The sequence below is a fragment of the Cohnella sp. LGH genome (genome assembly GCF_017671885.1).
Taxonomy (GTDB): Bacteria; Bacillota; Bacilli; order Paenibacillales; family Paenibacillaceae; genus Cohnella; species Cohnella phaseoli.
In genome coordinates this window covers 3,595,708-3,619,680 of the sequence record NZ_CP072117.1, presented here as the reverse complement: position 1 = coordinate 3,619,680, position 23,973 = coordinate 3,595,708, and the positions used below count along the sequence as shown (strand labels likewise).

Sequence of the window (23,973 nt, the reverse complement as noted above, 5' to 3'; positions counted from 1 at the left end):
GAATGTTGAAAATCGCCGTACTAATCGGAAGTCTGAGACAGGGTTCCTACAACATGCAGTTGGCGCTCACGATGAAGGAACGCTATATTAACAAAATGGATCTGGAAATCGCGGACATTCGATCTCTTCCGTTCTTCGACCAAGACATCGAGCTGAATCCTCCTCGGGAGGTTCATGCGCTGCTGCGCAAAATCGCCGCCGCGGACGGTGTGCTGATCGTGACGCCGGAATACAACTGGTCCGTTCCAGGGGTGCTGAAGAACGCGATCGATTGGCTATCGCGCGTCGACAAGGTGCTGATCGGCAAGCCGGTTATGACGGCGGGAGTATCCCCCGGAGTGATGGGAACGATCCGCGCCCAGCTTCATCTGCGTGAAATCCTGGCAAGCCCCGGCATCCAGGCGAGGCTGCTGCCGCCAGCAGGCAACGAGATCATCATCAGCTCTGCCGCGCTCAAGTTCGACGAAACGACGAGCCGACTGGTCGACGAGTCGACGGTGCGCCATATCGATCGCGTCGTAGACAAATTTATCGAATTTGCCAAGCAATAAGGTGACAGCGGGCAAGGGGGTTGTCTCATAAGTAAAAAAGCCGTACAAAAAGATGATCGATAGAAAATGTTGTCGTGCATGTATCTCCTTCCGATGCTATACGATCCCGAAATCTGAATGGGTAAACCCGTTAAGAGGTGATTTCAGGACCGTATGAGGCATGCTCCAGGAGATACATGCACTTTTTTTGATCGATCATCTGTACTATTTCTCCAGAATCTTTATGATCATTTTTACATATGTAAACATTGACATACGAACGAAAAGAGCGTATGTTATTTCGTATGCGAAATGTTCCTTTGCGAACGATAACTGTACAGAGGAAAGGAGAAAGGGGGAATTCCCGCTGCAGGAGAATGAAGACATCCAAATGATTTTTCAGTCGTTTCGCGAGGTCAATCAAGCGTTTCATCAGTCGATGACGCAGACGACTCAGCGTTTGGGCATTACCGCGATTCAATATTTCGTACTGAAGATCGTCAGCGAGAATCCGGGCATCGGCCTTAACGAACTGTCCGACAAAATTTTTTCCGTCACCAGCACGGCCAGCGGCATTGTGGACAGAATGGTGCGGGCAGGCTGGCTATCTCGCGAACGTCCGCCGACGAACCGCAGGTCGATCTCGCTAACGCTTACGTCTGAGGGTCGAGACTTGGCGGGCCGAGTCAAAGCGCTGCGGCAATCGCAGCTGACAGCAATTATTTCCCAGATTTCAACGGAAGACGTTGCGGAGCTGCAACGCATACACAAGCAAATTGTGAACATCATACAGAGACAGAGAGAGGAAGAGAACCATGAGTACAAGTAATCTTAGAAGAGGTCCGATCGTCGCCGCGCTTATTATCGCCGCGTTCGTCGCGATTCTGTCGCAGACGCTGCTGAACGTGGCTTTGCCGGTCATGATGGAGGATCTCGGCATTAACGCGAATACGATCCAATGGCTGTCGACAGGCTACATGCTGGTCAACGGCGTGCTCGTCCCCGTCAGCGCATTTTTGATCGATCGTTTTACGACCAGGCAGCTGTTCATGGCCGCCGTCGGTTTGTTTACGTTCGGTACGGTGATTTGTGCGGTAGCGCCTAATTTCGAGCTCCTACTGACCGGCCGCTTGATTCAAGCTGCGGGAGCGGGCATTCTAATGCCGCTGATGTCGGTCATCTTCCTGACGATCTTCCCGATTGAAGAACGCGGCAAAGCGATGGGCATGATGGGCTTGGCGATGATCTTCGCTCCGGCCGTAGGTCCGACGCTGTCCGGATGGGTCGTCGAGCATTACGACTGGCGGGTGCTGTTCTACATCGTGCTGCCGATCTCGGTGTTCTCGCTTATTTTCGGCGCAGTATCGATGAAGAACGTCACCAAAAATACGATGCCCAAGCTCGACTCCCTCGGTATCGTGTTCTCGACGCTTGGCTTCGGAGGTCTTCTATACGGATTCAGCGATGCGGGCCATGACGGATGGGACAGCACGCGCGTCATCGTCAGTTTGGTCGTTGGCATCGTCGCGCTTGCATTGTTCTTCTGGAGAGAGTGGACGATCGACAAGCCGATTCTCGAATTCCGCGTGTTCAAGTACGATATGTACTCCCTGACTACCGTTATTAACGTCATTATTACGATGGCGATGTTTTCCGGCATGATCCTGCTTCCGATTTATCTACAGAGCATTCGCGGCTTCTCGCCGATGGATGCCGGACTGTTGCTGCTGCCCGGAGCCATTCTAATGGGCATTATGTCCCCGATTACCGGTATCATTTTCGATAAAGTCGGAGCTCGCTGGCTTTCCGTCGTCGGTCTGATCATCACGACGTATACGACTTACGAGTTCAGCCAGCTGACGGTGGACACGACCTACACGCACCTCATTATTATGTATTCGCTGCGCATGTTCGGCATGTCGATGCTCATGATGCCGATTCAGACTGCGGGCATGAACCAGCTGCCGCAGCGCCTGAACGCGCACGGCTCGGCGATGTCCCAGACGCTGCGGAACGTTGCCGGAGCGCTTGGAACGGCGTTCCTCGTTACGCTTATGACGAACGCAGCCACTAGCCGCGTTAAGGAACTGGTCGTTCAGAACAACATCGATCCCGCGAACCAAGCGGCTATGCTCGAGGTGACGCAACAAGGTACGATCTACGGTATCAACCATTCGTTTGCTATCTCGACTTGGATGACGGTCGCGGCGCTTGTACTTGCTTTCTTCATCCGCAAAGTCAAGCCGCATCAAGAGCCGATCGCCTCCGTGCAGCTCGGCAAACAAACGAACTAACAGCATAGCGCGGACCCGCGCACTCCGCAGCAGCCCGATAAGTCGGGCTGCCGCCTAGCCAACGCCGCCTTTTGCCCGCTATAGTCGGAACAATCGGGCTGCAATTCAGCCATTGGTTTCTTGCTCCAGCCCGCCCTCTCGGGTTGCGGTTTGCCGGCATCTGCTAAAGCGTACGTCCCCGCTATGGATCGTTTGAGACGATCTTGCGGGGACATGCGCTTTTTTGGCATATCCTTTTCAGCCGACGTCCAAACATGGTAGTATCAAGAAATCGGACATCGCAGGGAGGCATACATGTTCAAGAAGCTGCAGGAGCCAGTGAATATTTCCAGAGGGTATTTGTATGCGCTGCATTTGATGCTGCTTACCGCTCTTGTCGGTCTGATCTATTCCTTGTCCGCGTCGTTCCTCGATTTTCCGAGCCTGTTTCTGTCCGATAAGAAAATCGTAACGATCGCCCATCGCGGAGCTTCCGGATACGCGCCGGAAAGCACACTCTCCTCCTATCGTCTGGGGGTCAAGATGGGGGCCGATTATATCGAGATTGACGTTCAGATGACGGCGGACGGAGAGCTAGTCGCTATGCATGATACGTCGGTGAATCGCACGACAAACGGCAAGGGCGCCGTGAAGGACATGACGCTGGCGGAAATCAAGGCGCTCGACGCCGGCTCGTGGTTCAACGAGAAGCATCCGATTTATGCGAGGGACGACTATGCGAACGAGAAAGTTCCGACGCTTAGAGAAATATTCGAGGCGTTCGGCAAGGATACCCGTTACATGCTGGAGACGAAGGACCCGGAGGACTCCCCAGGCATGGAGGAGAAAATGTGGGCTCTCGTCGAAGAATACGATTTGCGAAAATATGTCGCGGTCCAGTCGTTCAGTCCGGCCAGCTTGTTGAAGATTAGAACGTGGGACAAGGACGTACCGCTGTTCCAACTGCTATGGTACAATCGCCCGGCGCGGATTTCGGAGCGCACGTTAAGCGAAATTGGAGAATATGCGAACGGGATCGGAGCGAACTACTTGCGGATCAACGAGGATTACGTGGATAAAGTCAAACAGTCCGGCTTGCTGATCTACCCCTATACGGTCAACTACCAAGTCAATATGGAGAATGCGGTAAAATGGGGAGTCGACGGCGTCCATACGGACTTTCCCGACCGTTTGCTTGAAGTGATCGAGGAGTTGGACGATCCCGAGGCATAACGAGCTTAGAGGAAAGACGAGCGGATCCCGACATCGACATCGCGAAGGAGGAATATCAGATGGCGAAAGGAAACAAAAGGCGTCCAAGCCCCGCTGCTGCGAAAGATTCGGGCGCTTCTTGGGAGCGGAGCGAGCAGCAGGGCGCGACGCTGAAGGATAGGCTGGGCGCGGACACATTGGCCAAACTGAAGCTGCAGGCCGAGACGCTTAAGCAGGATGAAGCTAAGCTTAAGGAGGCGAAAAGGCTGGAAGCCCAAGCGGCCAAGGAGGCCGAGCAGAAGAAGCGGGAGCAGGATTTCGGATATTTGCTGAACGAGTCTTCGCTCGATTGGAAGAAGTTCAAGTAACAAAGGCTAGGCGTGATTACTGGCCGGCTTCGGCTCGAAGCTCATGCAGGGCTGGCCCGAGGAGGATAACACCGTCAGGCTGGGCAACGTGGCGGATTTGAAGCCGAACGAGCGGCAGCCCTTCGGGAAGTTCGGATCCCAGGTAATATAGTAGTGGCGGCATTTCACGCAGTCGACGCTTCGGGTTTCGGACATCGTTCTCCCTCCGTTTTCACTCATCTATTACAATTATAACTGTATGGCGGCCGACGGTCGAGAGAGGAGGACGAGCGATGAAATTTCGCAAGCGAGGAAAAAAACTTCAGTTGTCGGCGCTGCTTCTGGCGTTGGCGCTCTCCGCTTGCGGCAATGACGCGGAAGGGGCGGGGACGGACGCTTCGACTTCTCCCGTGTCGATCCCTACCGCTTCTAGCAATATCCCCGAGGCTCAGGGAGTTGAAGAGGGCGCTTCCATCGAAGAGACGGGAGAAAGCGGCTCGGCGACAGATAGCGGCTCGACGACAGATAGCGGGATGGATTCGGAGGCGGAATCGCAACAGGCGTTAGGGAAGGAAGCGGAGTTAGGGAAGCAACCTAGCCTGAAGACGGAACCGAGCTTGGAATCGCAACAGCAGCCTTCGCCGACCCCGGTTTCTTCCCTTGTAAGAGGGGCATTGCCTGATGGGTTCGTCTATCTTGACGAGTACATACCGGATGCTTTGTTCGAGATTCGCTACGCGTCGGATTACAATTTTGTCGGTGCGGTAGTCGACGGCTATAAAGCGCCTGTCGCGATCGCGACAGAGGAGGCGGCTCAGGCGCTGCTGGGGGCGAACGAGGAGCTTAAGCAGTCCGGGTATGCGCTCCTTATCTACGACGCCTACCGTCCTACGAAGGCTGTAGCTCATTTTATCCGCTGGGCGGCGGACGTGGAGGACACGGCGATGAAGGACGTTTTCTACCCGGACGTGGACAAATCGCAAGTGTTTAAGCTCGGCTACGTGGCCTCCAAATCGGGGCATTCGCGAGGAAGCACCATCGACTTGACGGTTGCGGACGCGGACACTGGCGTTCCGCTGGATATGGGCGGACCGTACGATTTTTTCGGCGATATTTCCAGTCATGGCACGAAGAAGATTTCGGCCGAGCAGACCGCCAATCGCGAACTGCTTAAGAATGCTATGGTGCGACACGGCTTTAAGCCTTATAATAAAGAGTGGTGGCATTACACGCTGAAGGACGAGCCATACCCGAAGAAATATTTCGATTTCGACGTTGAATAGGCTTGCACGGGTTAATTCTTCAGCTGCACGGGAATTCTAATCTTATTCTAGTTCTAGAGGAACGGGAGGCGTTATATGTCCATTTTCACAAGCGTTGAACGGGCGGAACCGGAAGATACGACGGAAATTATGCGTTTGCTGGCGAACACGGCGGAATGGCTGCTTCGCAAAGGCTCTACGCAATGGAACGCTCTATTGAGGGGCGAAGACTCGCACAATACGCCTGAAGCGGTTAATCGCGGAGAGGTTTACATTTTCAGGGACGATGGCAAAATCGCGGGCATGGTCATTCTGATGGAGCAGCCTAACTCATGGGATCGCCATCTGTGGGCCGGTAAAGCGGAGGATGGGGCCGCCATCTATTTGCATCGTCTCGCTGTTAACCGTAAATATGCGGGAAGGGACGTCGGCAAGCAGATTATGCAGTGGACCGAGAGCTTTGTCCCGGAGCAGCTACATAAAGGGATTATTCGCTTGGATTGCTTGTCCAGCATCCCGGCGCTTAACGAGTTTTACCGTAACCTGAATTATGATTTTGTAGGAGAGGGCGTCAATTCCTCGGGAACCTACAGCATGTACGAGAAAAAACTATAGGTGAGCAGAATCCCGACCGCGTCTGTAAGATGCGGCGGGTTGTTTTTTAACGTTGCAAAATTTATAGCGGACTTTAACAGGCCCAGAAGTGGCGGCAAACGCCGATAGAGCGGGAAACCCGCTTTAAATTCGCCAGAAAGTGGCGGAAACGCCGAATAGAGTGGAAAACCCGCGTTAAAATTCCCCGCATCGGGAGTGGAGTCGCAAAATATAATCAGTCCAGCCCAGCTCCGAGAAGGGAGGCGAATGTTATACCGTTTCACCCTTTGTTGTCTGAGTGGTTTACCGAGACGTTCGGAGAGCCGACCGACGTGCAGAAACAAGCTTGGCAGGCTATTATGGAAGGCCGCCATACTCTGATCGCGGCGCCGACCGGCTCGGGTAAGACGCTAGCCGCGTTGCTTCCCTGTCTGGATCGAATCGTCAGCGCGAAATCCGCCCCGTCGCCGAGAAACTCCGCATCAGGCGTGCGAGTGCTGTATATCACACCGCTTAAAGCGCTGAACAACGACATTCATCATCATGCGCTAGGCTTTGTTGAACAGCTGCAGGTACGGGCGGAAGCATGCGGGGCGCAGTGGCCGGGAATTCGCAGCGAAGTGCGCACGGGCGATACGAGCGCAAGCAAAAGGGCGGCCATCCTGAAGCGGCCGCCGGATTTGCTCGTGACGACGCCCGAATCTCTCTATTTGCTGCTGACGTCCGACAAAGGTAGGGCCATTCTGGGCACCGTGGAGCAGGTGATCGTCGATGAGATCCACGATGTCGCTGCGGACAAGCGCGGCGCTCACCTCTCGTTGTCGCTGGAGCGGCTCGTCCATCTCCGCGGAGGTCGGCCGGTCCAACGGATCGGCGTATCCGCGACGCAGAATCCGCTGGAGCGGGTCGCTGCGTTTCTGGGCGGTTGGGAGGAAAATGGGGCGTCAACCGTCCCGAACGACGGACAGTCGGGTTATGCAGCGGAACGCCAGGAGGAGAGGGCGCCTCGTCCAGTTGCGATCATAGAGAGCCGGATGCGCAAGAGCATGGGCGTATCGATTACGATGCCGGACCAGAGCCTGCCTGCCGCGACACGCGAGGCGGTTTGGCTGCCGCTGCTCGACCGCATCATGAAGGCGATGGAGGGCTGCCGCTCTGTGCTGCTGTTCGTGAACAGCCGCAGACTGTGCGAACGGCTCTGTTTGCGGCTGAACGACCATGTCGGCTACGAGATGGCCCGATCGCATCACGGCAGCATCTCGCGGGAGCGGCGGCTTGAAGTGGAGCGACTGCTCAAGGAAGGCAGCCTGCGCTGTATCGTCGCTACGTCTTCGCTGGAGCTGGGCATCGACGTCGGTCATATCGACCTGGTCATTCAGCTCGATTCGCCGCTGGAAGCGGCCAGGGGCATACAGCGCATCGGCCGGGCCGGCCATGGCGTCGGGGAGACGAGCCGCGGCTTGCTGCTGGCGAGGCAGAAGGCCTCGCTGCCCGAGCTGGCCGTACTCGGTCGGCTCATCGCACGCCGCGAGATCGAGGAAATCCGCATTCCCGAAGCGCCGCTGGACGTCCTCACCCAGCATATCGTTGCGATGGTCGCCTCAGAGGATTGGCAGCTTCGCGATCTGCTTGCCGTTATTCGCGGGAGCGACAGCTATCGCGGGTATTCGCTGCATCGACTGGAAAGCGCATTGCAGGTTCTATCGGGCTACTACCCGTTCGCCAAGCCGTTGATCGATTGGGATCGCGCCGCAAATCGGTTAACGAAGAGAAGCAATACGGCGATGGCGGCGATAACCGGTGTCGGGACGATTCCGCAGAGCGGCAACTATCCGGTGCACCATCTGGAGAGTCGCGCCCACCTCGGCGAGCTGGACGAGGAGTTTATCCAGGAAAGCCAGGTCGGGGACGTCTTCCAGCTCGGGACGAGCTCCTGGATGATTCGCGAAATTCGCAACGACCGCGTGTACGTTGCCGAAGCCGGCAACCGTTTCAGCGAAATTCCGTTTTGGCGCAACGAGGCGGGCAGCCGTCCCTACGAGCTTGGACAGAAGGTCGGCGCTTTTCTGCGAGAATTGGCCGAGGTGCTTGCCCAGCCGGACGAGGTCGACGAGCGCAGCCAGGAACGTAAGGAGAACGCTTGCGCCTGGCTCGGCGAGCATTATTGTATGGATCGCACTTCGGCCGAACAGCTGATCGAGCTCGTTTCCTCGCAGCACCGTTTCTGCGCGCTGCCGACCGATCGGCAGATCGTAATCGAGCATTATCGCGATGTGATGAACCAGACGCATGTCATCGTTCACAATCTGTGCGGAAGAACGGTTAACCGGGCATGGCTGCTTGCGATCAAACGACAGTTCGAGCAGTTGCTGCCCTATCGATTGTACGGTAACGCCAAAGATAACGGAATCGAATTCGTGCTGCCGGAATGGGATGCGTCCTGGCTGCAGGCGATCCGGCAGGTGACGCCGGGCAACGTCGAGCTGCTGCTGACGGAAGCCGTCAGCGATTCTCCGCTGCTGGGTATCGCTTTTCGCCGCATCGCCGAGAACAGCCTGCTGCTGTCGCGCAGCTTTACCCGCACGCCGCTGTGGCAGAAGCGTCTTCGCAGCGAAGAACTGCTGAGGAGCGCGCTTCCTTATGCGGAAGGGTTTCCGTATTTGCGCGAAGCGATGTCCGAGTGTCTACGCGACTACTTGCGCATCGATCAGCTTAAGGAACTGCTGACGAAGCTCGTATCGGGCGAGATCGGAATCGTCGTCAAGGAGACGGCCTATCCGTCGCCGCTCGCAGCGCAGTTCATCGCCGATTACGTAAACATGCAGGTATATGAAGGGGATGGACTCGACGAGACGACACGACTGCAACTGCTGAGCATCAGCAAGGAGATGGCGGCGCAAATTTTCGACGAGAACGCGCTTGGCCAGACCGTCAGCCCGGATGTTATCGAAGCGGAGAGGGCAAGGCTGAGCGATCCGGAGCAGACGCCGGCGGATGCGCCCGGACTCGCAGCGCTGCTTAAGCAAAGAGGGGATTTGACTTCCGCGGAGATCGTGCGAATAACGGGGGAAGCGGGACTGCGCTGGCTCGGCCGGCTGCAGGAGCAGGGCCGCGTATCGGCGGTCGACCTGTCCGGAGACGGGGAAAGCCGCTGGATTTCCTCCGACGAGACGGAGACTTATGCGGCTTTTCCGGAGACGCCGGAATCGGTTATGTTCGTGCTGGGCAGGTACGCGGATAACGTCGTTTCCTTTACGGACGCGGAGCTGTGCGAGCGCTATCCTGCGCTTACGCTGGCTAACGCCAAGGAAGCAGTCGAAGAGCTGCTGGACAAAGGTCTGATTGAGCGAGCCCCGCACGCGGCAAGCGCCGACGAGCGGCTGTGGACGAGCGCGAAGGTCGCTTCCCGGCTCGTACGGCTATCCATTCGTCATGCGCGCAGCAAAGCCGAGCCGATTGAGCCGGCTCGCTGGTGCGGGCAGATCGCGCTGCGCCAGCACGCCTGGAACGGAACGCAGCTTCAGGGCAGCGAGGGGCTGCTCGAGGTGATGAAGCGGCTGCAGGGCTTATTTCTTCCGCTCTCTCATTGGGAGACGATTGTGCTGCCGACGCGCTTGACCGGCTATCGCAAGGAGCATCTCGATCTGCTGTGCGCATCGGGGGAGTTGATCTGGATCGGCCGCAAGGAAGAAGGAGACAAGGAAGGCAAAGTGGCCTTCTTCCTGACGGAATCGAAGCCGCTCTATTCCGCCTTCCTCGAGGAGGCGAAGCCGTCCAAGCACCCGGAGCTGCTGAAGCGTATTGAAGCGGACGGAGCCAGCTTCCTGACGCGTCTTAGTCGCGAACTGGACAAGACGCCATCGGAGCTGCTGGCCGATCTGCTGGATCTGGCGTGGGAAGGCGTCGTGTCCAACGATCAGTTCGCTCCCCTGCGGCTGCAGGTCGGCACGGTCAAGCCGAAGCAATGGGAACGGGCGGGATCGGGGCAGGGAAGATGGTATGCGACAAGCTCCCTGCTCAACCCAGACGAAGCGCGATCCCCTGACCCGGACAAGTCCGGTGCGGAGCAGCAATCGCCCGTGCTCGTATGGACGCATCATCTCCTCAACGTCTATGGACTGATTAACAAAGAGCTGGTGGCGAAAACGGCCCCTTATTCTTGGGATCTCTTTTACCCGACGCTCAAAAGGCTGGAGGAATGGGGCGTATTGACGCGCGGAGCGTTCGTCAAAGGCGCTTCGACGCTGCAATTCACGACGCGCGAACAGAGCGAATCGATTCGCCAGCCGCTGCCGGATGCCGCAGAGCCCGCCTTATCGGTGCTGTCCTCGGCGGACCCCGCCATACCATTCGGCCTGCTGATGGATTGGCCGCAAGGGAAGGGCGGGGCGAGCTATGCGCGCAAGCCGGGCAACTTTTTAGTTATGCAGGGAGACCGCTGGCTGTTCTGGATCGAAAACAACGGGAAGCGGGTGTTCGAAGCGCCGGGAGCGGACGGATTGCAGACTGAACAGGCCGAGGATAGGCAGGCTGCGATGCTGCTCTATGCGCTCCATGCAATCATTCGCAGCCGCAAGCTGGTTAAGATTAAGGTCGATAGCTGGAACGGCCTGCCGATTCTGGAGACGGGACAGGGACGCCGACTGGTCGGCCTTGGCGGCGAGAAGGACATGCGTTCGCTCGTATTCTGGTCGAAATAAGGGAAGCCAAGAAGCCGCGCATCGTGTACAATGAGGGGGAGAGTTCATCCGATTTCATGGGAGAGATGGCCTTGCAGAACGAGACCGTGCTTTGGGAAGGGAAGCCCTTCAACTTCGGATTCCCTAGCTTTACGCATTACCGGATTACCGAGCGCAGAATCGTTGTGGAGAAGGGGATTTTCACGAAGCGCCGGGAAGAAATCCAGTTGTACCGCATCAGGGATATTACCTTGAAGCGCAATTTGCTTGAAAGAATGCTGAAAATCGGGGATATTACCGTCCTCTCCACCGATACGACCTCGCCAAGCTACTTGCTTCGCAATATACGGGACAGCGTCACCGTATCGGACTTGCTGGGGCAGGCCGCCGAGACCGCGCGGTTGAAATTCAGGGCTCAGGAGCTTACGGAAATCCAAGTGCAGTAAACCGGGAAGGGGCTGCGCCGAGATCATCGCGATCGATGATCGGGCGCAGCCCCTCTTGCATTCTGTCGCTGATTCAGGTCAGCCTCTGCAGCTCTCAACGAAGCTTAATCGGCTTCTTGTAGAGCGGATACAGCCACTTGACGCCGCTTGGGGTCATCGTATCCGTTAGCAGATGCGAGGCATATCCGGCGATCGCGACGGCGGTCACGCCCTCGACTCCCGATTGCTGCTCCAACCCCCAGCCGATCGCTCCCCACCCGATCAAAGCCCATATCGTATGCGTCATTCCCCGATGCTTCAGCCATGGAGCCCAGGCGACGAATACGCCTAAACCGCTGAGCCAGGCGTACCCGTACACCCAGCCGCAAGCAAACAGGACGCCGCCGATCAGACTGACGATCGCATTGCGGATGACCCCTTTCTTGGCGACCAGGCCGAGTAGGAACGCGGAAATCGCGCAGGCGGCATACACGGGATCGAAGCGACCGGGAACGACAATTACATACGTCAGCCCCGCCATAAGCAGCAGTCCCGCGACCAGCATCGCATTTCTCAGCCATTGCGAGAGCTTCGTAATTTTACGGCTGAGTATGCTTGGTCCGTCGAGATCGGCGCTTAAGGCGGATAGTCCGGCGACGGAGAAGAACAGTGCGGCGTTGTTTGGACTAAACGGATAATAAGCGCATGCCACCGCGCCGATCGCGCAGCCGATGGCCAGATGTGTCGTGCCCTTCATTCATTCCTCCGCAGGCAGATCATGTTGTAAGCCTATGCCGTCACGCTCGCAAATAGGCTCAAGCAAACATATGTTTGCTTGTCTATTATACAAGCTGGCGGAGTGCGGAGCAACCTGCGCAAGACGAAGAAATCCGGGCGCGACGTTCTCATTCGATTGCGTCGCGTTAAGCCGCGCAAATCCTTTCGCTACGCTCAATCAAATCTGCCCTTGTACTTACCGGTGTTGCGAATGTCGATTTTGATCACGATTTTGCGAATGCTATCCTGGCTAAGCAGCAGTTTATTGTTTTTACGCAGCTCGTGCCATTGCTTGGGGTGGTTGCGATAAAGCGTCTCTTGTAATTTGAGAACATCGACCTGCTTGGCAAGACCGTTGCGAAAGCTCCGCATAATTTCATCGCGTACGGTTTCCTCTCCGAGCCGCTCCAGCTTTTCGATGCTGATGTTCTCATTCAATTCGTCCAACGTCGCGTCCAGCCTCAGACTCAGGTCGAACACCGGCTGTCCGTTTATTACTTTGGATGCGACGTGATAAGTCGGATTGATGAGCACAAGCGACGCTTTCGGCTTGCCCTCGGCAGGAACTCGGATCAAAGAGCGCTTCAGTTCCTTCTGCGTCCAACGCGTACCGGCAAGCTCGTCCTCTGACAGCCAGGCGATCGCTTTCTTGTTGCGGAAGAAAAATGCTCCCTCGATCGTCAGCATCGTCTCAGGCTTCTGGTCCTGCTGCCAAACGTCCCGGTTAATCGCTATCGACGGCAGCATGACCGCCTCGGCCGGTTCGGTAATTTCCGCGATGATGCGGTTGCTTGTCTTCGGCACGATGAAGGAACGCTGCGCGAATGTTTGCTCCGGCGTGAACATGATCGTATCGAGCGGAGACAGGTGGAAGATCGATTTCTGTACGAACAGGTCCGGCAGCTTCTCGCGCGTACCGAAAACAAGAATGTTGTAGCGGATTTCTCCAAAACGGTTGGCCGCATTGTATGCTTCCTCGACACCGTGGCGCAGCAATCTTTCCGAGCACACAATCGTTTTGACATGCCCCCAGAAAATGCGCATTTGCGAGGTCGCATAGATAGAGGAAAGCGATTCGCTCAGCGTTGCTCCTATACCTTTTGCAATCCATACCGGCAGCGGTTTGCCGATTTGCATCGACTCGTTGCGCCCGACGTTGGTGAAGTTCAGAAATTGAACGTAAGTAATGTACTTTCCGTCCTCGTAGTCGAGTCCGATCGCAGTCGCGTAGTCCATCGTCTGAATGTCTTTGGAGTTCCAGCAAGCAGTCAGCGATAGAAGGACGATCGCAGCGATTACGGCTTTGCCCAATCTGTGAATCATTTCTCATCACCGTGATGATCTGGATCGACCGGATGTAGCGCGCCCGGCCGCTTCCTCATTCGGCTCCAGGGCAAGCGCAAGTAAGAATCGGCCAAATCCTTGACATTAAGCGGCGACAGCGGCGCCAAGTAAGGTACGCCGAACGAATGCAGCCGCGAAAGGTAGGCAACGAACAAAATCAGACACAGGATCAAGCCGTACATGCCGATCAATGACGAGACGAGAAAAATACCGAAACGAATGACGCTGACGATCGTACTGAGGGACTGGTTGACGAGCGTGACCGAGGTGACTGCAGTGATCGCGCCAACGACGACGACCGAGGGGGACACGAGACCGGCACGAATCGAGGCGTCTCCGATAATAAGCCCCCCGACAACTGTCAACGTCTGACCGATCGAGCTCGGAAGTCGCACGCCCGCCTCCCGAAAAATTTCCATCAGCGTGAGCAGAATGAACATTTCGATCTGCGCGGACATGGGCAATCCAAGCCGCGCACCGGCAATCGTAGCCATCATCCGAAACGGAATCTGGTCCTGATGGAACGCGACGAGAGCCACCCATAAACCGGGCAACGAGATGGAGAGGAACAGGCTGATATGCCGGACGATGCGCGCGAACGAGATGTAGGTATAGTTGAAGTGTACGTCCTCCGGGGACTTCATCAGCAAAGATAAGCCCGCCGGACCGATCAGCACCATCGGAATGCCGTCTACGATCAGAATGAACCGTCCGGCCAATAGACTGCTGACGACATAATCCGGCCTTCCCGTTAACGCGAACGTGGGGAAGACCGAATATTTGGAGTCGGCCATCTTTTCCTCCAACTGGTTAATACTGTACAGCCCGTCGATATCGATTTGGCTGATCCTCTTGTGCACTTCCCGCAAAATTTCCGGAGACAGAATATCCTTGAAATAGATTAACCCGACTTTCGTTTTCGTTCTTCTGCCTAGCGTAAACGTTTCGTAATTCAAGCTTGAGCTGCGTATCCGTTTGCGAATAAGCGCCACGTTGACGACAAGATCTTCGGTAAATCCGTCCTTAGGCCCTTTGATCGAGATTTCCGTGTTGGATTCTTCCGGCGTCCGTTGCGGACGATTGCAGATGTTCATTTTGTACATGCGTCCGCAATCCGTGAACAGGAGCAGCACGTCTCCTTGGAACAAATACTCGACTACAACGTCGTCTGTCTCATCTGGTTCCACGGCGATGAGCGGCAGCCCTCCCGAATAGCCCTTCGTCTTCATCGCGAAGGAGCCCTCTCCTACATAAAATTGTTTCAGTTCGGGAAGGAGAACTTGGCCGAATTGAGAGGTATCGCATAGACCTTCCGCATATACCATCACAACTTCGGAGGCTGTCTGATCGGTCAGCTTGCAAGGCATAATCTGCACGTCCGCAGAATTCGCGAACAAATCACGCAGCTTCTTTTCGTCCCATTCGGAATCTTTTTTTGAAGATTGCCGTCTCATGCTGCTCCTCCTTTGGCCGGTTTGGCGAACCACGATATGGACATCCAACAAAACGAAGCGGACAGGGCTACGATCAGAGAAATCGGAAAGTAATACCGATACATCCACAAATAGAAGGCGTACTCGTTAATCGGAAAAACGGACAGCGCGACATAGCTGAGCGCAATCAGCATAATGAATCGGTTCCGCAGCTCGTTTCGGCGAATTCTCAGCAGATCGAGCACGAGGAAGATGGACAAGCTGATCCTTACGCATGCGCCGGCCAGCCATTGATAGATTGAGAAAAAGTCGACATGCTCCACGTAAGAGCCGAGCTTGACGAGTCTCCACTGCTCGTAAGGCGATACCGTCTGCTTTGCCGCTTCGCTCGGCCCGAACTCTGTAATGCCTCCGATCAAGGGACCCATCATGATATACACCATAACCGCTCCGTACAGCATCAAGGCCCACGGCTTTACTTTTTTTTGCAGATGCTGCTGCATGGCTATCAACGTTATAATCTCGACAAAACCGCCGCCCGCATAGATCATGCCTTGCAGAACCGGGTTGACGCCGAACTCCAAATACGGCTTGAGCAGGTTGAAATCCTTTTGCGGATAATTCGATATTCCTGCGAACGAGCCGAGAATGATCACGAGCGGCAGCAGAATGCCGGACATGATGGCAATTACGCGCAAGCCCCAGCTTGCATAGAGTGCGCAAAATCCGGTGAGAATCAAAGCCAGGATCACTTTCGGCGTGCCGGGAAGATAGTTGGTGATCGTCCAAGTCGCCGAATGGATGACCGTCATCGCACCGATCATATAGAGCTGGATGCAGAGCGGAAGTGTAAAAGCCCATGCGAGGATCGGATTCGTTTTTTCTGCGAGCCACGGATGCAGCGCCATATTTCCCGACCTTCTCATAAATAGAGCCAGCAGCAGGCACCAGGGGATGAACAGCACGCCAGCGGCGATAACCGCGATCCAAGAGTCGCGCCCGGATGCATCCAGAAGCATCGGATTTACGATGACGTGGTTGGTTAAACCGTTCGTCAGCATGAGAATCGTGCAAGCTTGGAAAAAGTTGATCGATCCGTTCGAACTCTTCAAGTCGAGACCACCTAAACAGTTGGTAATGTTTGCAACAAAGCTATTATGCGCGATACCACCCTTTTCTATGTCAGAGCTTTCAGCCCGCTCCCAATATCAGCCCCTGACAGCCTGGAATATGAAAATTTTCTAATCGACAAATTAACAATTAATCTTCACTGAAAGAATGACAAGCTTTTCATCCGCATATATGTACAATCAAACCGATAACTAACGGCTGCCATCACCAAATTAACGGAAGAGGTGTATCCGGATGGTTAGGGAAACTATTCGTAAATGGGTCGCATACATCATAGGAGCGGCATTAACGACGATTGTAGGAATCAGCTGTCTAACGGCAACAGCGCCGGTAGATCCCGCCTCGCCGGCGGCATCTAGCTTATCCGAAGCGGACTGGAAAGCCGATTTCGCATTGCCCGCCGCGACGGCTATCGAGTCTCAGGCCGCTACCGAGGAGCTTTCGTTCGAATACGAAGCGCCAAACCCTCCGGATCGGTTCCAGTCCGCAGTCGTCTCCGCGACCGTAGCCGACATCGCCAAAAATCCCGACAAGGAAGTACATATCGCGGCCTCCGCAAAGCCGCAAACGCAGGTTTACGAAGTGACGGCTTATTTTCTTAACGTCAGAACGAATGCTTATCCGAAATCGAAAATCAAATCGGTAGTGGCGAAAGGAACGCGGCTGGAAATCGTCGGCAAGACGCCGGAAGGCTGGCTTAGAATTAAGGGCGGGGGTTACGTGCATGGAGATTATGCGAACCTCGTAGAGGATGCGGCCGTTTCTGAAGACAAACCGAAGGCGGTGGAGGCGGGGACGGAGACGATCCCGACGGAGCCGGCAGCGCTAGCAGCGCCAGCGACGGAACCTGTTCAGACAGAGGAAGAGGCGGAGGAGCAGAACAAAGTCCCTGTGGTGCCGACCTCCAAAGTAGAGACGGAATCCGGACTGTCGGAAGAGGATATTGCGCGGATTTTTAAAGGTACGGATCTGGCGGAGCAAGGGCTGGAGGAAGCAATATTAGAGGTGGAGAAGATGTACGGGATCAACGCTTTGTTCACGATTGCCGTCATGAAACTGGAGAGCGGCAACGGCAGCAGCCGATTGGCCAAAAATAAAAACAATCTGTTCGGATTAAACGCGACGGGTCCCGATCCTCATCGCAAGGCGTTCGCCTTCGAAACGAAGGGAGACAGCGTCAAAAAATTCGGACAGCTGTTAGCCGACAAGTATGTCGACAAAGGCTATACGACGATCGAGAAAATCGCGACTAAGTACTGCCCGGCGAACTCCAAATGGCCGAGTCTGGTCAAAACGATTATGAAGAAGGACTACAAGAAGCTCAACATCATTTGAACCAGCCTTTCTCGGTGAATTTTTTGATCGCCTCGACCCGGTTGCTGACGGCTAGCTTGTCGAGGATGACGGAAATATAGTTTCTTATCGTGCCCGTCGTCAGGAACAGCTCAGTCGCGATTTCCTTCGTGTTTTTACCGTCGGCGATCAGTCCGAGCACTTCCTTCTCGCGGTCGGTGAGCGGGTTGCCCTGATGTTCCCGGTAAGCTTCGTCGACTAGCTCCGGCGCATAGACGCGGCGGCCGGCTAGCACGCTGCGGATCGTGCTGGCAAGCTCCTCGCTGGGGCTGTCCTTAAGCAGATAACCTACGACTCCGGCTTTAATGGCGCGTTCGAAATAGCCGGTGCGGGCGAACGTCGTCAGAATAATGACTTTGCAGTTCGATTCTTTTAGCTGCTCGGCGGCTTCCAGACCGCTGAGACCGGGCATCTCGATGTCCATAATGCAGACGTCCGGCCGGAGCTGGCGCACGAGCTCTACCGCTGCCGCGCCGCTCGACGCCTTGCCGACGACTTCCATGTCGTCCTCCAAGTCGAGCAGGGAGCCGAGGGCTCCAAGCAGCATGCGTTGGTCTTCGGCGATAACGATTCGAATCATGGCAATTCCTCCTTGATGGTTCGCTGCACAATTTGCGGGATCGTCGCAACGATGGCCGTGCCTTCACCGATCACGATCTCCAATGTTCCGTTGACGAATTCCAGTCTTTCTTTCATGCCTTGAAGGCCGTGGCCTTGTCTGAAATTGAGCCGTTCCGGCCGACTGGCGCCGTTATCGCGAACCTCCATAACGACTACGGTGTCGCTCTGACGGAAGCCGACCGCGCACTCTGTCGCTCCGCTGTGTTTGACAACATTGTTGACCGCTTCCTTCAGGCACATGCTCAGCACATTTTCCGTCAGCAAGGAAACGCCTTGCAGCGCAGGATCGCCTTGCAGCTTAAATTCGATTTGCGCTGCGAGCAAAATTTGCTTGATTCGCTCCAACTCGTCCTCCAGACGTGTGCCTCTCATCTCCGAGACGAGCATGCGGACTTCTTGAAGCGCGGTTCTGGCCGTATGCTGGACGTCCTTGATCTCAGCCCGCGCGCGTTCAGGGTTGGCGGAGACCAATTTGTGCGCGAGATCGCTCTTGAGACCGATCAGAGACAGCTTCTGCCCAAGCGTATCGTGCAGATCGCGAGCGATGCGCTGACGTTCCTCCAGCTTGACCAGCTCGGCGATACGCTGGTTGGCGTCTTTGAGCTGCTCCTGCAGAGCGTCCTGCTTGTTGCGATTGTAGCTGCCGAGAGGGAGCAGAATGACGCCGAGCAGACTAATCAGAATAAACGGCGTCTGCGTAATGAAGAACTTGTCCTGCATAATGAAACCGACGTTAACGGCGATCAGGCTCGTGGCGATATGAATCGTATACAGTGTAATAAATCCGGCTTTGTTCTGAACGTTGCCGATGAAGAACGCCAGGAAGAAGGCGAAATAAGCATAGCTGAACAGCACCGTCATCGCGATCGAGATGGCGATCTGCACGCCTATCCCAACGTAAACCGGCCAACCTTTGGCACTCAAGGTCAGCCGATAGCAGAAGAAGAACAGTACGATCATCAGAATGCCCGCGGCGATCTCCAGATTCGACGATGAACGGAAAATAAAATAGAAGGGCAGTATGCAGAACATCAGCCATACGTATGGGCTGATTCCGGTCGTTTTCGGGAAAATCTGAAATCTTCTAAGTTTTCTGTACATCTGTGGTTACGCTCCTATTGGCAATAACGCTCCATTAATCGGCAAGGGCCTTCTCACGGTTATTTTACCATAAGAAGGCCGTAGGTTGGCGGTTATGCGACTTCGTTGTCCGGCGCGGCTTTCGGCGTCCGTCCTGCGGCCGAGGCGCTGGTCCGGGAAGCTTGTAGCAGATGTTTAATCTGCCCGAACGTAACGAAATCTTTCTTTTGTTCGTCCCACAGCTTGAATTTCACTGCGGCAAAGCTTGACTTCAGCGTGACCGTCGTCGCGTGCTGCAACGGAGGGACGGACTCGTGCGCTTTTTCCAGCAAATAGTTAGGCACTCTCGGGCTTAGATGGTGAACATGATGAAACCCGATATTGCCGGTCAGCCATTGCAACGCCTTCGGAAGCTTGTAGTACGAGCTGCCCTCGACGGCGGCTTTGACGTAGCTCCATTCCGCATCGTGCTCGTAATACGTCTCCTCGAATTGATGCTGCACATAGAACAGCCAAATACCCGCTGCGCCGGACAGCCAGAAGATCGGAAGCTGTACCAGAAGGAATGCTTGCCAGCCGAGCGCCCAGATGAGAACGCCGTACACAGCTACAATGCCAAGGTTGGTGATCCATGTATTCACTCGTTCGGCGCGTCGCGCCCCTTTGCGATTAAAACGATATTCGATCAGGAAGACGGCGAACGGGCCGATTCCGAACATGACGATCGGGTTGCGGTACAGGCGGTAGTAAAATCTCGTCCATCTCGACGCTTCGAGATATTCGTCAGTGGTCATCAGCCACATGTCTCCTATGCCGCGCTTGTCGAGATTGCTGCTCGTGGAATGGTGGATGGAATGGCTATGCTTCCATTGATGGTAAGGGAACAGCGTCATAATTCCCGTGAGCGTTCCGAGAATCTCGTTCGCCTTGCGGCTTCTGAAGAACGATTGATGACAGCAGTCGTGAAAAAGGATGAAGATGCGGATCAAGAAACCGGACGCCAACAAAATAAAAGGCAAAGAAAGCCAATAGGATACGGACAGGCTCAGATAGGCCGCCGCCCAGAGTAGAATAAACGGCGGAATCGTATTGATCAGCTGCAGTAGACTGGCTTTCGTGATCGGCTTTTCATAAGGAGAGACGCTTTTCTTTAATTGTGCTGTGTTTGAAGTGGCCATATGATCCTCCTTACGCAAGTTTATAATCTTATTGTAGAAGGAGAACGGGCCGGACGTTAGTCATAAGTGTCAGTATTCGAACATGACAAATGTCATGTCAGAAGGCGAATTTTTACATTCAGAAAGAGGAATCCGTCGAACGATGTCTAAATGTAATAGGATCAACTGGATCCGGAGGCAAGGCTCGTGTCGATTAAAGTCAAGCTTTCGCTGCTGATCTCTTTGATCGCAACGATTATTTTAGCGCTAAATATATCGATTTACTATTACTCGTCCAAGAACGAGATGGAGAACAGTTTGAGGCAGGAGATGCTGACGATCGCCAAACAGATCGGAACGAATCTGGACGCTGCGGAGAAATCGATGAGGCTGATGGAGTCCATCATCGGGGAAAAGCTGCGGACGGTCGCCATATCCGCTCAGAGTGCGCTAGATCCGCGGATTGAGAACGTCGGCAACGAGCAGTTGGCGGAGCTCAGCCGCAAGCTCGGAGTAGATCATATTTCGCTGTGGAAACGAGGGGACGGCGACATCAAAGTGTTCCGTTCGTCCGATCCGATGGAGCTGAATATGGGCTCGAAAACGATGGACTACTGGTACAGGGCGTTTAACCAGCTGCTCGACGACCGCCAAGTGACGATCGAGCAGGGGCAGAAGCTGGATCACTATTGGTCGGGGCCGTATCAGTACGCATCCTCCGATCCCGATCGGGTGCATAAATGGGGCTATTACTACGACGGAACGACCGACTACATTATTAACCCCTACGTCAATGCGCAGGTATTTCTCGATTACGAGAACAAAATCGGAACAAACGCGCTTATCCGCAGCGTCATGTCCGGCAACGAGGGCATCTTGGCGATTACGGGCTTCGATCCTAAGTTTTTCGGCAAACCCGAAATTGTCAAGCTGAAGAAAGGCAGGCCGGTACGCAATCTTGACGTTCGGGACGTGCCATTCGGCATATACGCCTATGCGGACAAGGAACAGGACGTCGAATTCGTCCTGCGGGCGGCGGGGACCGGAGAAGTATCCACGGCCAGATTCAAAATAGACGGCAAAGAAGTCATCAAAAGCTTCATTCCGCTGCAGAACGAGAAGCACTACGTCGTCAGCGTCATTTTCGATTACGGATCGATCAAGGAAGCTTTGAACCGCCAGCTGTTTCTGCTTATGTTTATTTCCGCAGGCTTGCTCGTGCTGGTCTGGACGACCAGCTATTTCATCTCCGGGGCGATGATCAGACCGCTTCGGCATATCGTCGATTACGTCAATGAGATCGCGGTCGGGCGCTTCGGGAGAAAGATTGAAACGCGCGCCCGCGACGAGCTCGGCACGCTGTCGCTGCGGGTGAATGCGATGGCGGACAACCTGCAGACGTACATGGGCAAGCTGCAAGATTCGGCGGAGGAGCTCAGAAGTACGAAGGAGTACTTGGAGTCGTTCGTCAACCATACCTCGGACGCCATTCTCGTCACGGATCTGCAGGGAGCGGTTAAGCAGGCGAACCAGGCGTTCGGCGCGATCTATGGCTGGAACCCCGAGGACGTTCTCGGCCGGGAGCCGTCGATCATTCCGGACGAGCTGAAACCGGAGAATGAGGCGATCCGCGTCCGCGTAGCGACAGGGGAATCGGTTACCGGCTTCGAGACGGTTCGGCTTGCGAGGGATGGGAGCCGCATCGACGTCAGCATCACGGTATCGCCGATTCGCAACGATCGCGGAGAGGTGGTGGCGATCGCGGAGATTTCGCGGAACATAACGGCGCGGAAGCAGACGGAGGAAGTGATCCGCCGCACGGAGAAGCTGTCGGTCATCGGGCAGTTGGCCGCCGGCGTGGCGCACGAAATCCGCAATCCGCTAACGACGCTGCGCGGTTTCGTTCAATTGGGGCAGAAGCAGGGCTCGCTTTCCAACGCGTATTTGGACATCATGCTTCCCGAGCTTGAGCGGATCAACATGATCGTCAGCGAATTTCTCGTGCTCTCCAAGCCGCAGATCAGCCAATTCAGACCGACCGAGCTGTCGGAGCTGCTCTGCGACTTGATTTCGCTGCTGGAGCCGCAGGCGAGCCTTGTGAACGTTCACTTCCGGACTAGCTTCGCGGATAACGTGCCTCCGATCGTCTGCGACGGCAATCAGCTCAAACAGGTATTTATGAACGTGATTAAAAACAGTCTGGAAGCGATGGAGGAAAACGGCGGAGAAATTGCCATCGATCTGTCATGCGACGGGGCGAACGCAGTCATTCGGGTAGCCGATCAAGGTCGGGGCATCGCGAAGGAGCATTTGACCCGGCTCGGGGAGCCTTTCTTCACTAGCAAAGCTTCCGGCAACGGACTTGGCCTGATGGTCAGCCAGCGAATAATCGCGAATCACAAAGGCAAGATGAGCTTCAGCAGCAAGCCGGGAATCGGAACATGCGTGGAAATTCGGTTGCCGGTTATAGCTTAAGCCGGAAAAGCTGTTTGCTGTTTAAGGCTGTTTCTTGTTGAGCAAAAGTTAGAGCGTTTTTATTTTGGGCGGGGAGCGCGCAAGAAAATGAGCATTGCATCCGATTTTAGGCAATTTATTAGAATCCGTTGGGCATGGGCGCTTGTTGCGGCCATGTTTCTGTACGGCATCGGCGTCGGCGTGCTCGCGCCGATGAATGCCGTATATATGAAGGACGGCATAGGACTGACCAAGCTGCAGATTACTTGGGTGTTCAGCAGCTCGCTGCTGCTGAATATGCTGCTTACGGTCGCGGTAGGCTTGTTCAGCGATCGGCTGAGAAGGCGCAAGGCGATTCCGATGACCGCTGCGGCCTTATGCGCGAGCGGCCTGCTGCTCTACATGCGCGCGGACAGCTTTGTACCGGCGCTGCTCGGCATGGCGCTAGCCAGCGCGCCTTCGGGCATGATCATGGGGCAAATGTTCGCGATGGCCCGCAACCATTACACGCGCTGGGCTCCGAATATCGTTGAGATCTCGCAGCTATGGCTAAGGGCGACGTTCAGCGTCGGCTTTTTCACCGGTCTGCTCGTCGGCGCGAATGTCTATTTGTTCGCGTCCTTTCGAGGCGTGCTATGGGGCAATCTGCTCGGCTATGCCGCGCTGTTCGCGCTTCTGCTGCTGTATCGGGAGGTGGAGACGGAGCCTGGAACGAAACGAACGGCGGGAGGAGAGCCTTATTCTCTAGCGATGCTCATTGCGCTGCTCTTGCTGTCATGCGCCGATGCGATTCGCGGACTGTACTTGCCGCTTGTCGTCAGCGGGAAGTTCGGAGACCCCCGTTACGCATCTTATTTATGGAGTGCTCAGGCGGTATTCGAGCTGCTGTTCATGACGGTGGCCGGTTACTGGGCGGCGAAGTACGGCAGCAAACGGTTGATTCTGTATGCCGCCGCAGGCGCCTTCGTAACCTATATCGTCTACGCGCAGACGGACTCGCTGGCCGTTTATTTTACGATGCAGCCGATTTACTCCTTCTTCGTCTCCGTTCTGCTCGGAGTGGCGATGGGGTATGTGCAGAGAATGTTTATTCACCGGGCGGGCTTCGGAGCCAGTCTGTACGTGTTTATCACCCAGACGGCAGCGCTTGTCGGCTACATGCTGCCGCTAGTCGTTCCCGGAATTTCTGCGGACATCTTCTACATTCCCGCCGGGCTTGTTCTCGTTTCCGTAGCGATCCAGTGCGTCGTATTGCTCAAGGAGAGAGCGGTCGGCTACAATAAGGCATAATCCGATGTACA

General features: G+C 55.3%; 20 protein-coding genes. 12 read left to right on the top strand and 8 right to left on the bottom strand.

The features are described 5' to 3' along the window. The first annotated feature begins 5 nt into the window (after positions 1–5). The 5 genes from J4772_RS15380 (at position 6) to J4772_RS15360 (ending at position 4,383) form a co-directional block, all read left to right on the top strand. Positions 6–551: an NADPH-dependent FMN reductase gene (locus J4772_RS15380; RefSeq protein ID WP_116063178.1), complete on the top strand. Its 546-nt coding sequence runs from the start codon at positions 6–8 to the stop codon at positions 549–551. A gap of 370 nt (positions 552–921) precedes the next feature. Next, a complete protein-coding gene (locus tag J4772_RS15375) occupies positions 922–1,359 on the top strand; it encodes a MarR family winged helix-turn-helix transcriptional regulator (protein ID WP_181917902.1) in 438 nt (145 codons plus the stop codon). Further along, the gene (locus J4772_RS15370) at positions 1,346–2,824 is read left to right on the top strand and encodes a DHA2 family efflux MFS transporter permease subunit (RefSeq protein ID WP_116063105.1); all 1,479 of its coding nucleotides are present in this window, start codon (positions 1,346–1,348) and stop codon (positions 2,822–2,824) included. The genes J4772_RS15375 and J4772_RS15370 overlap by 14 nt, the downstream gene beginning before the upstream one ends. Positions 2,825–3,118: 294 nt before the next feature. Continuing rightward, positions 3,119–4,036 (top strand): glycerophosphodiester phosphodiesterase, encoded by a 918-nt coding sequence (locus J4772_RS15365; protein WP_209075940.1) that lies wholly within the window; start codon positions 3,119–3,121, stop codon positions 4,034–4,036. A gap of 59 nt (positions 4,037–4,095) precedes the next feature. Next, a complete protein-coding gene (locus tag J4772_RS15360) occupies positions 4,096–4,383 on the top strand; it encodes a YqkE family protein (RefSeq protein ID WP_116063179.1) in 288 nt (95 codons plus the stop codon). 6 nt (positions 4,384–4,389) lie between these two features. Here J4772_RS15360 and J4772_RS15355 read toward each other — a convergent pair whose 3' ends face one another. Continuing rightward, positions 4,390–4,578 carry a uracil-DNA glycosylase gene (locus J4772_RS15355; RefSeq protein WP_209075938.1) on the bottom strand — a complete coding sequence of 63 codons (189 nt, stop codon included), beginning with the start codon at positions 4,576–4,578 and terminating at the stop codon, positions 4,390–4,392. A gap of 77 nt (positions 4,579–4,655) precedes the next feature. Between J4772_RS15355 and J4772_RS15350 the strand changes: the two genes are divergently transcribed. The 4 genes from J4772_RS15350 (at position 4,656) to J4772_RS15335 (ending at position 11,343) form a co-directional block, all read left to right on the top strand. Further along, positions 4,656–5,645 (top strand): M15 family metallopeptidase, encoded by a 990-nt coding sequence (locus J4772_RS15350; protein ID WP_209075936.1) that lies wholly within the window; start codon positions 4,656–4,658, stop codon positions 5,643–5,645. A 75-nt stretch (positions 5,646–5,720) separates the two neighbouring features. Next, on the top strand, positions 5,721–6,239 hold the full coding sequence (locus J4772_RS15345) for a GNAT family N-acetyltransferase (protein WP_116063108.1): 519 nt from the start codon (positions 5,721–5,723) through the stop codon (positions 6,237–6,239). Positions 6,240–6,550: 311 nt separating this feature from the next. Beyond that, positions 6,551–10,918 carry a DEAD/DEAH box helicase gene (locus tag J4772_RS15340; protein WP_247741110.1) on the top strand — a complete coding sequence of 1,456 codons (4,368 nt, stop codon included), beginning with the start codon at positions 6,551–6,553 and terminating at the stop codon, positions 10,916–10,918. 71 nt (positions 10,919–10,989) lie between these two features. Further along, positions 10,990–11,343 carry a PH domain-containing protein gene (locus J4772_RS15335; protein WP_209075934.1) on the top strand — a complete coding sequence of 118 codons (354 nt, stop codon included), beginning with the start codon at positions 10,990–10,992 and terminating at the stop codon, positions 11,341–11,343. A 94-nt stretch (positions 11,344–11,437) separates the two neighbouring features. Here J4772_RS15335 and J4772_RS15330 read toward each other — a convergent pair whose 3' ends face one another. The 4 genes from J4772_RS15330 to J4772_RS15315 all read right to left on the bottom strand — a co-directional run bounded on the left by J4772_RS15330 (position 11,438) and on the right by J4772_RS15315 (position 15,988). Next, positions 11,438–12,079, bottom strand: a complete 642-nt coding sequence (locus J4772_RS15330; protein ID WP_209075932.1) for a metal-dependent hydrolase — start codon at positions 12,077–12,079, stop codon at positions 11,438–11,440. A gap of 194 nt (positions 12,080–12,273) precedes the next feature. Continuing rightward, positions 12,274–13,422, bottom strand: a complete 1,149-nt coding sequence (locus J4772_RS15325; protein ID WP_209075931.1) for a Ger(x)C family spore germination protein — start codon at positions 13,420–13,422, stop codon at positions 12,274–12,276. Then, positions 13,419–14,897: a spore germination protein gene (locus J4772_RS15320; RefSeq protein WP_209075929.1), complete on the bottom strand. Its 1,479-nt coding sequence runs from the start codon at positions 14,895–14,897 to the stop codon at positions 13,419–13,421. The genes J4772_RS15325 and J4772_RS15320 overlap by 4 nt, the downstream gene beginning before the upstream one ends. Continuing rightward, complete coding sequence (locus J4772_RS15315; protein ID WP_209075926.1) at positions 14,894–15,988, bottom strand: endospore germination permease; 1,095 nt, start codon at positions 15,986–15,988, stop codon at positions 14,894–14,896. The genes J4772_RS15320 and J4772_RS15315 overlap by 4 nt, the downstream gene beginning before the upstream one ends. Before the next feature lie 253 nt (positions 15,989–16,241). Here J4772_RS15315 and J4772_RS15310 point away from each other — a divergent pair, with 253 nt between their 5' ends. Further along, a complete protein-coding gene (locus J4772_RS15310) occupies positions 16,242–17,342 on the top strand; it encodes a glucosaminidase domain-containing protein (RefSeq protein WP_209075925.1) in 1,101 nt (366 codons plus the stop codon). Here J4772_RS15310 and J4772_RS15305 read toward each other — a convergent pair. The 3 genes from J4772_RS15305 to J4772_RS15295 all read right to left on the bottom strand — a co-directional run bounded on the left by J4772_RS15305 (position 17,335) and on the right by J4772_RS15295 (position 20,239). Further along, positions 17,335–17,940, bottom strand: coding sequence for a response regulator transcription factor (locus J4772_RS15305; RefSeq protein ID WP_209075923.1), 606 nt, complete (start codon positions 17,938–17,940; stop codon positions 17,335–17,337). The genes J4772_RS15310 and J4772_RS15305 overlap by 8 nt on opposite strands. After that, entirely contained in the window at positions 17,937–19,082 is a 1,146-nt protein-coding gene (locus J4772_RS15300; protein ID WP_116063117.1) for a sensor histidine kinase, read from the bottom strand. Before J4772_RS15300 ends, J4772_RS15305 begins: the two co-directional genes overlap by 4 nt. 92 nt (positions 19,083–19,174) lie before the next feature. Further along, a complete protein-coding gene (locus tag J4772_RS15295) occupies positions 19,175–20,239 on the bottom strand; it encodes a Delta(5) desaturase DesA (protein ID WP_116063118.1) in 1,065 nt (354 codons plus the stop codon). Between the two features lie 186 nt (positions 20,240–20,425). On the opposite strand from J4772_RS15295, the gene J4772_RS15290 reads away from it, so the two are divergent. After that, positions 20,426–22,693, top strand: a complete 2,268-nt coding sequence (locus tag J4772_RS15290) for an ATP-binding protein (protein ID WP_247741109.1) — start codon at positions 20,426–20,428, stop codon at positions 22,691–22,693. Between the two features lie 87 nt (positions 22,694–22,780). After that, positions 22,781–23,962 carry an MFS transporter gene (locus J4772_RS15285; RefSeq protein ID WP_209075920.1) on the top strand — a complete coding sequence of 394 codons (1,182 nt, stop codon included), beginning with the start codon at positions 22,781–22,783 and terminating at the stop codon, positions 23,960–23,962. The last annotated feature ends 11 nt before the right edge of the window (positions 23,963–23,973 follow it).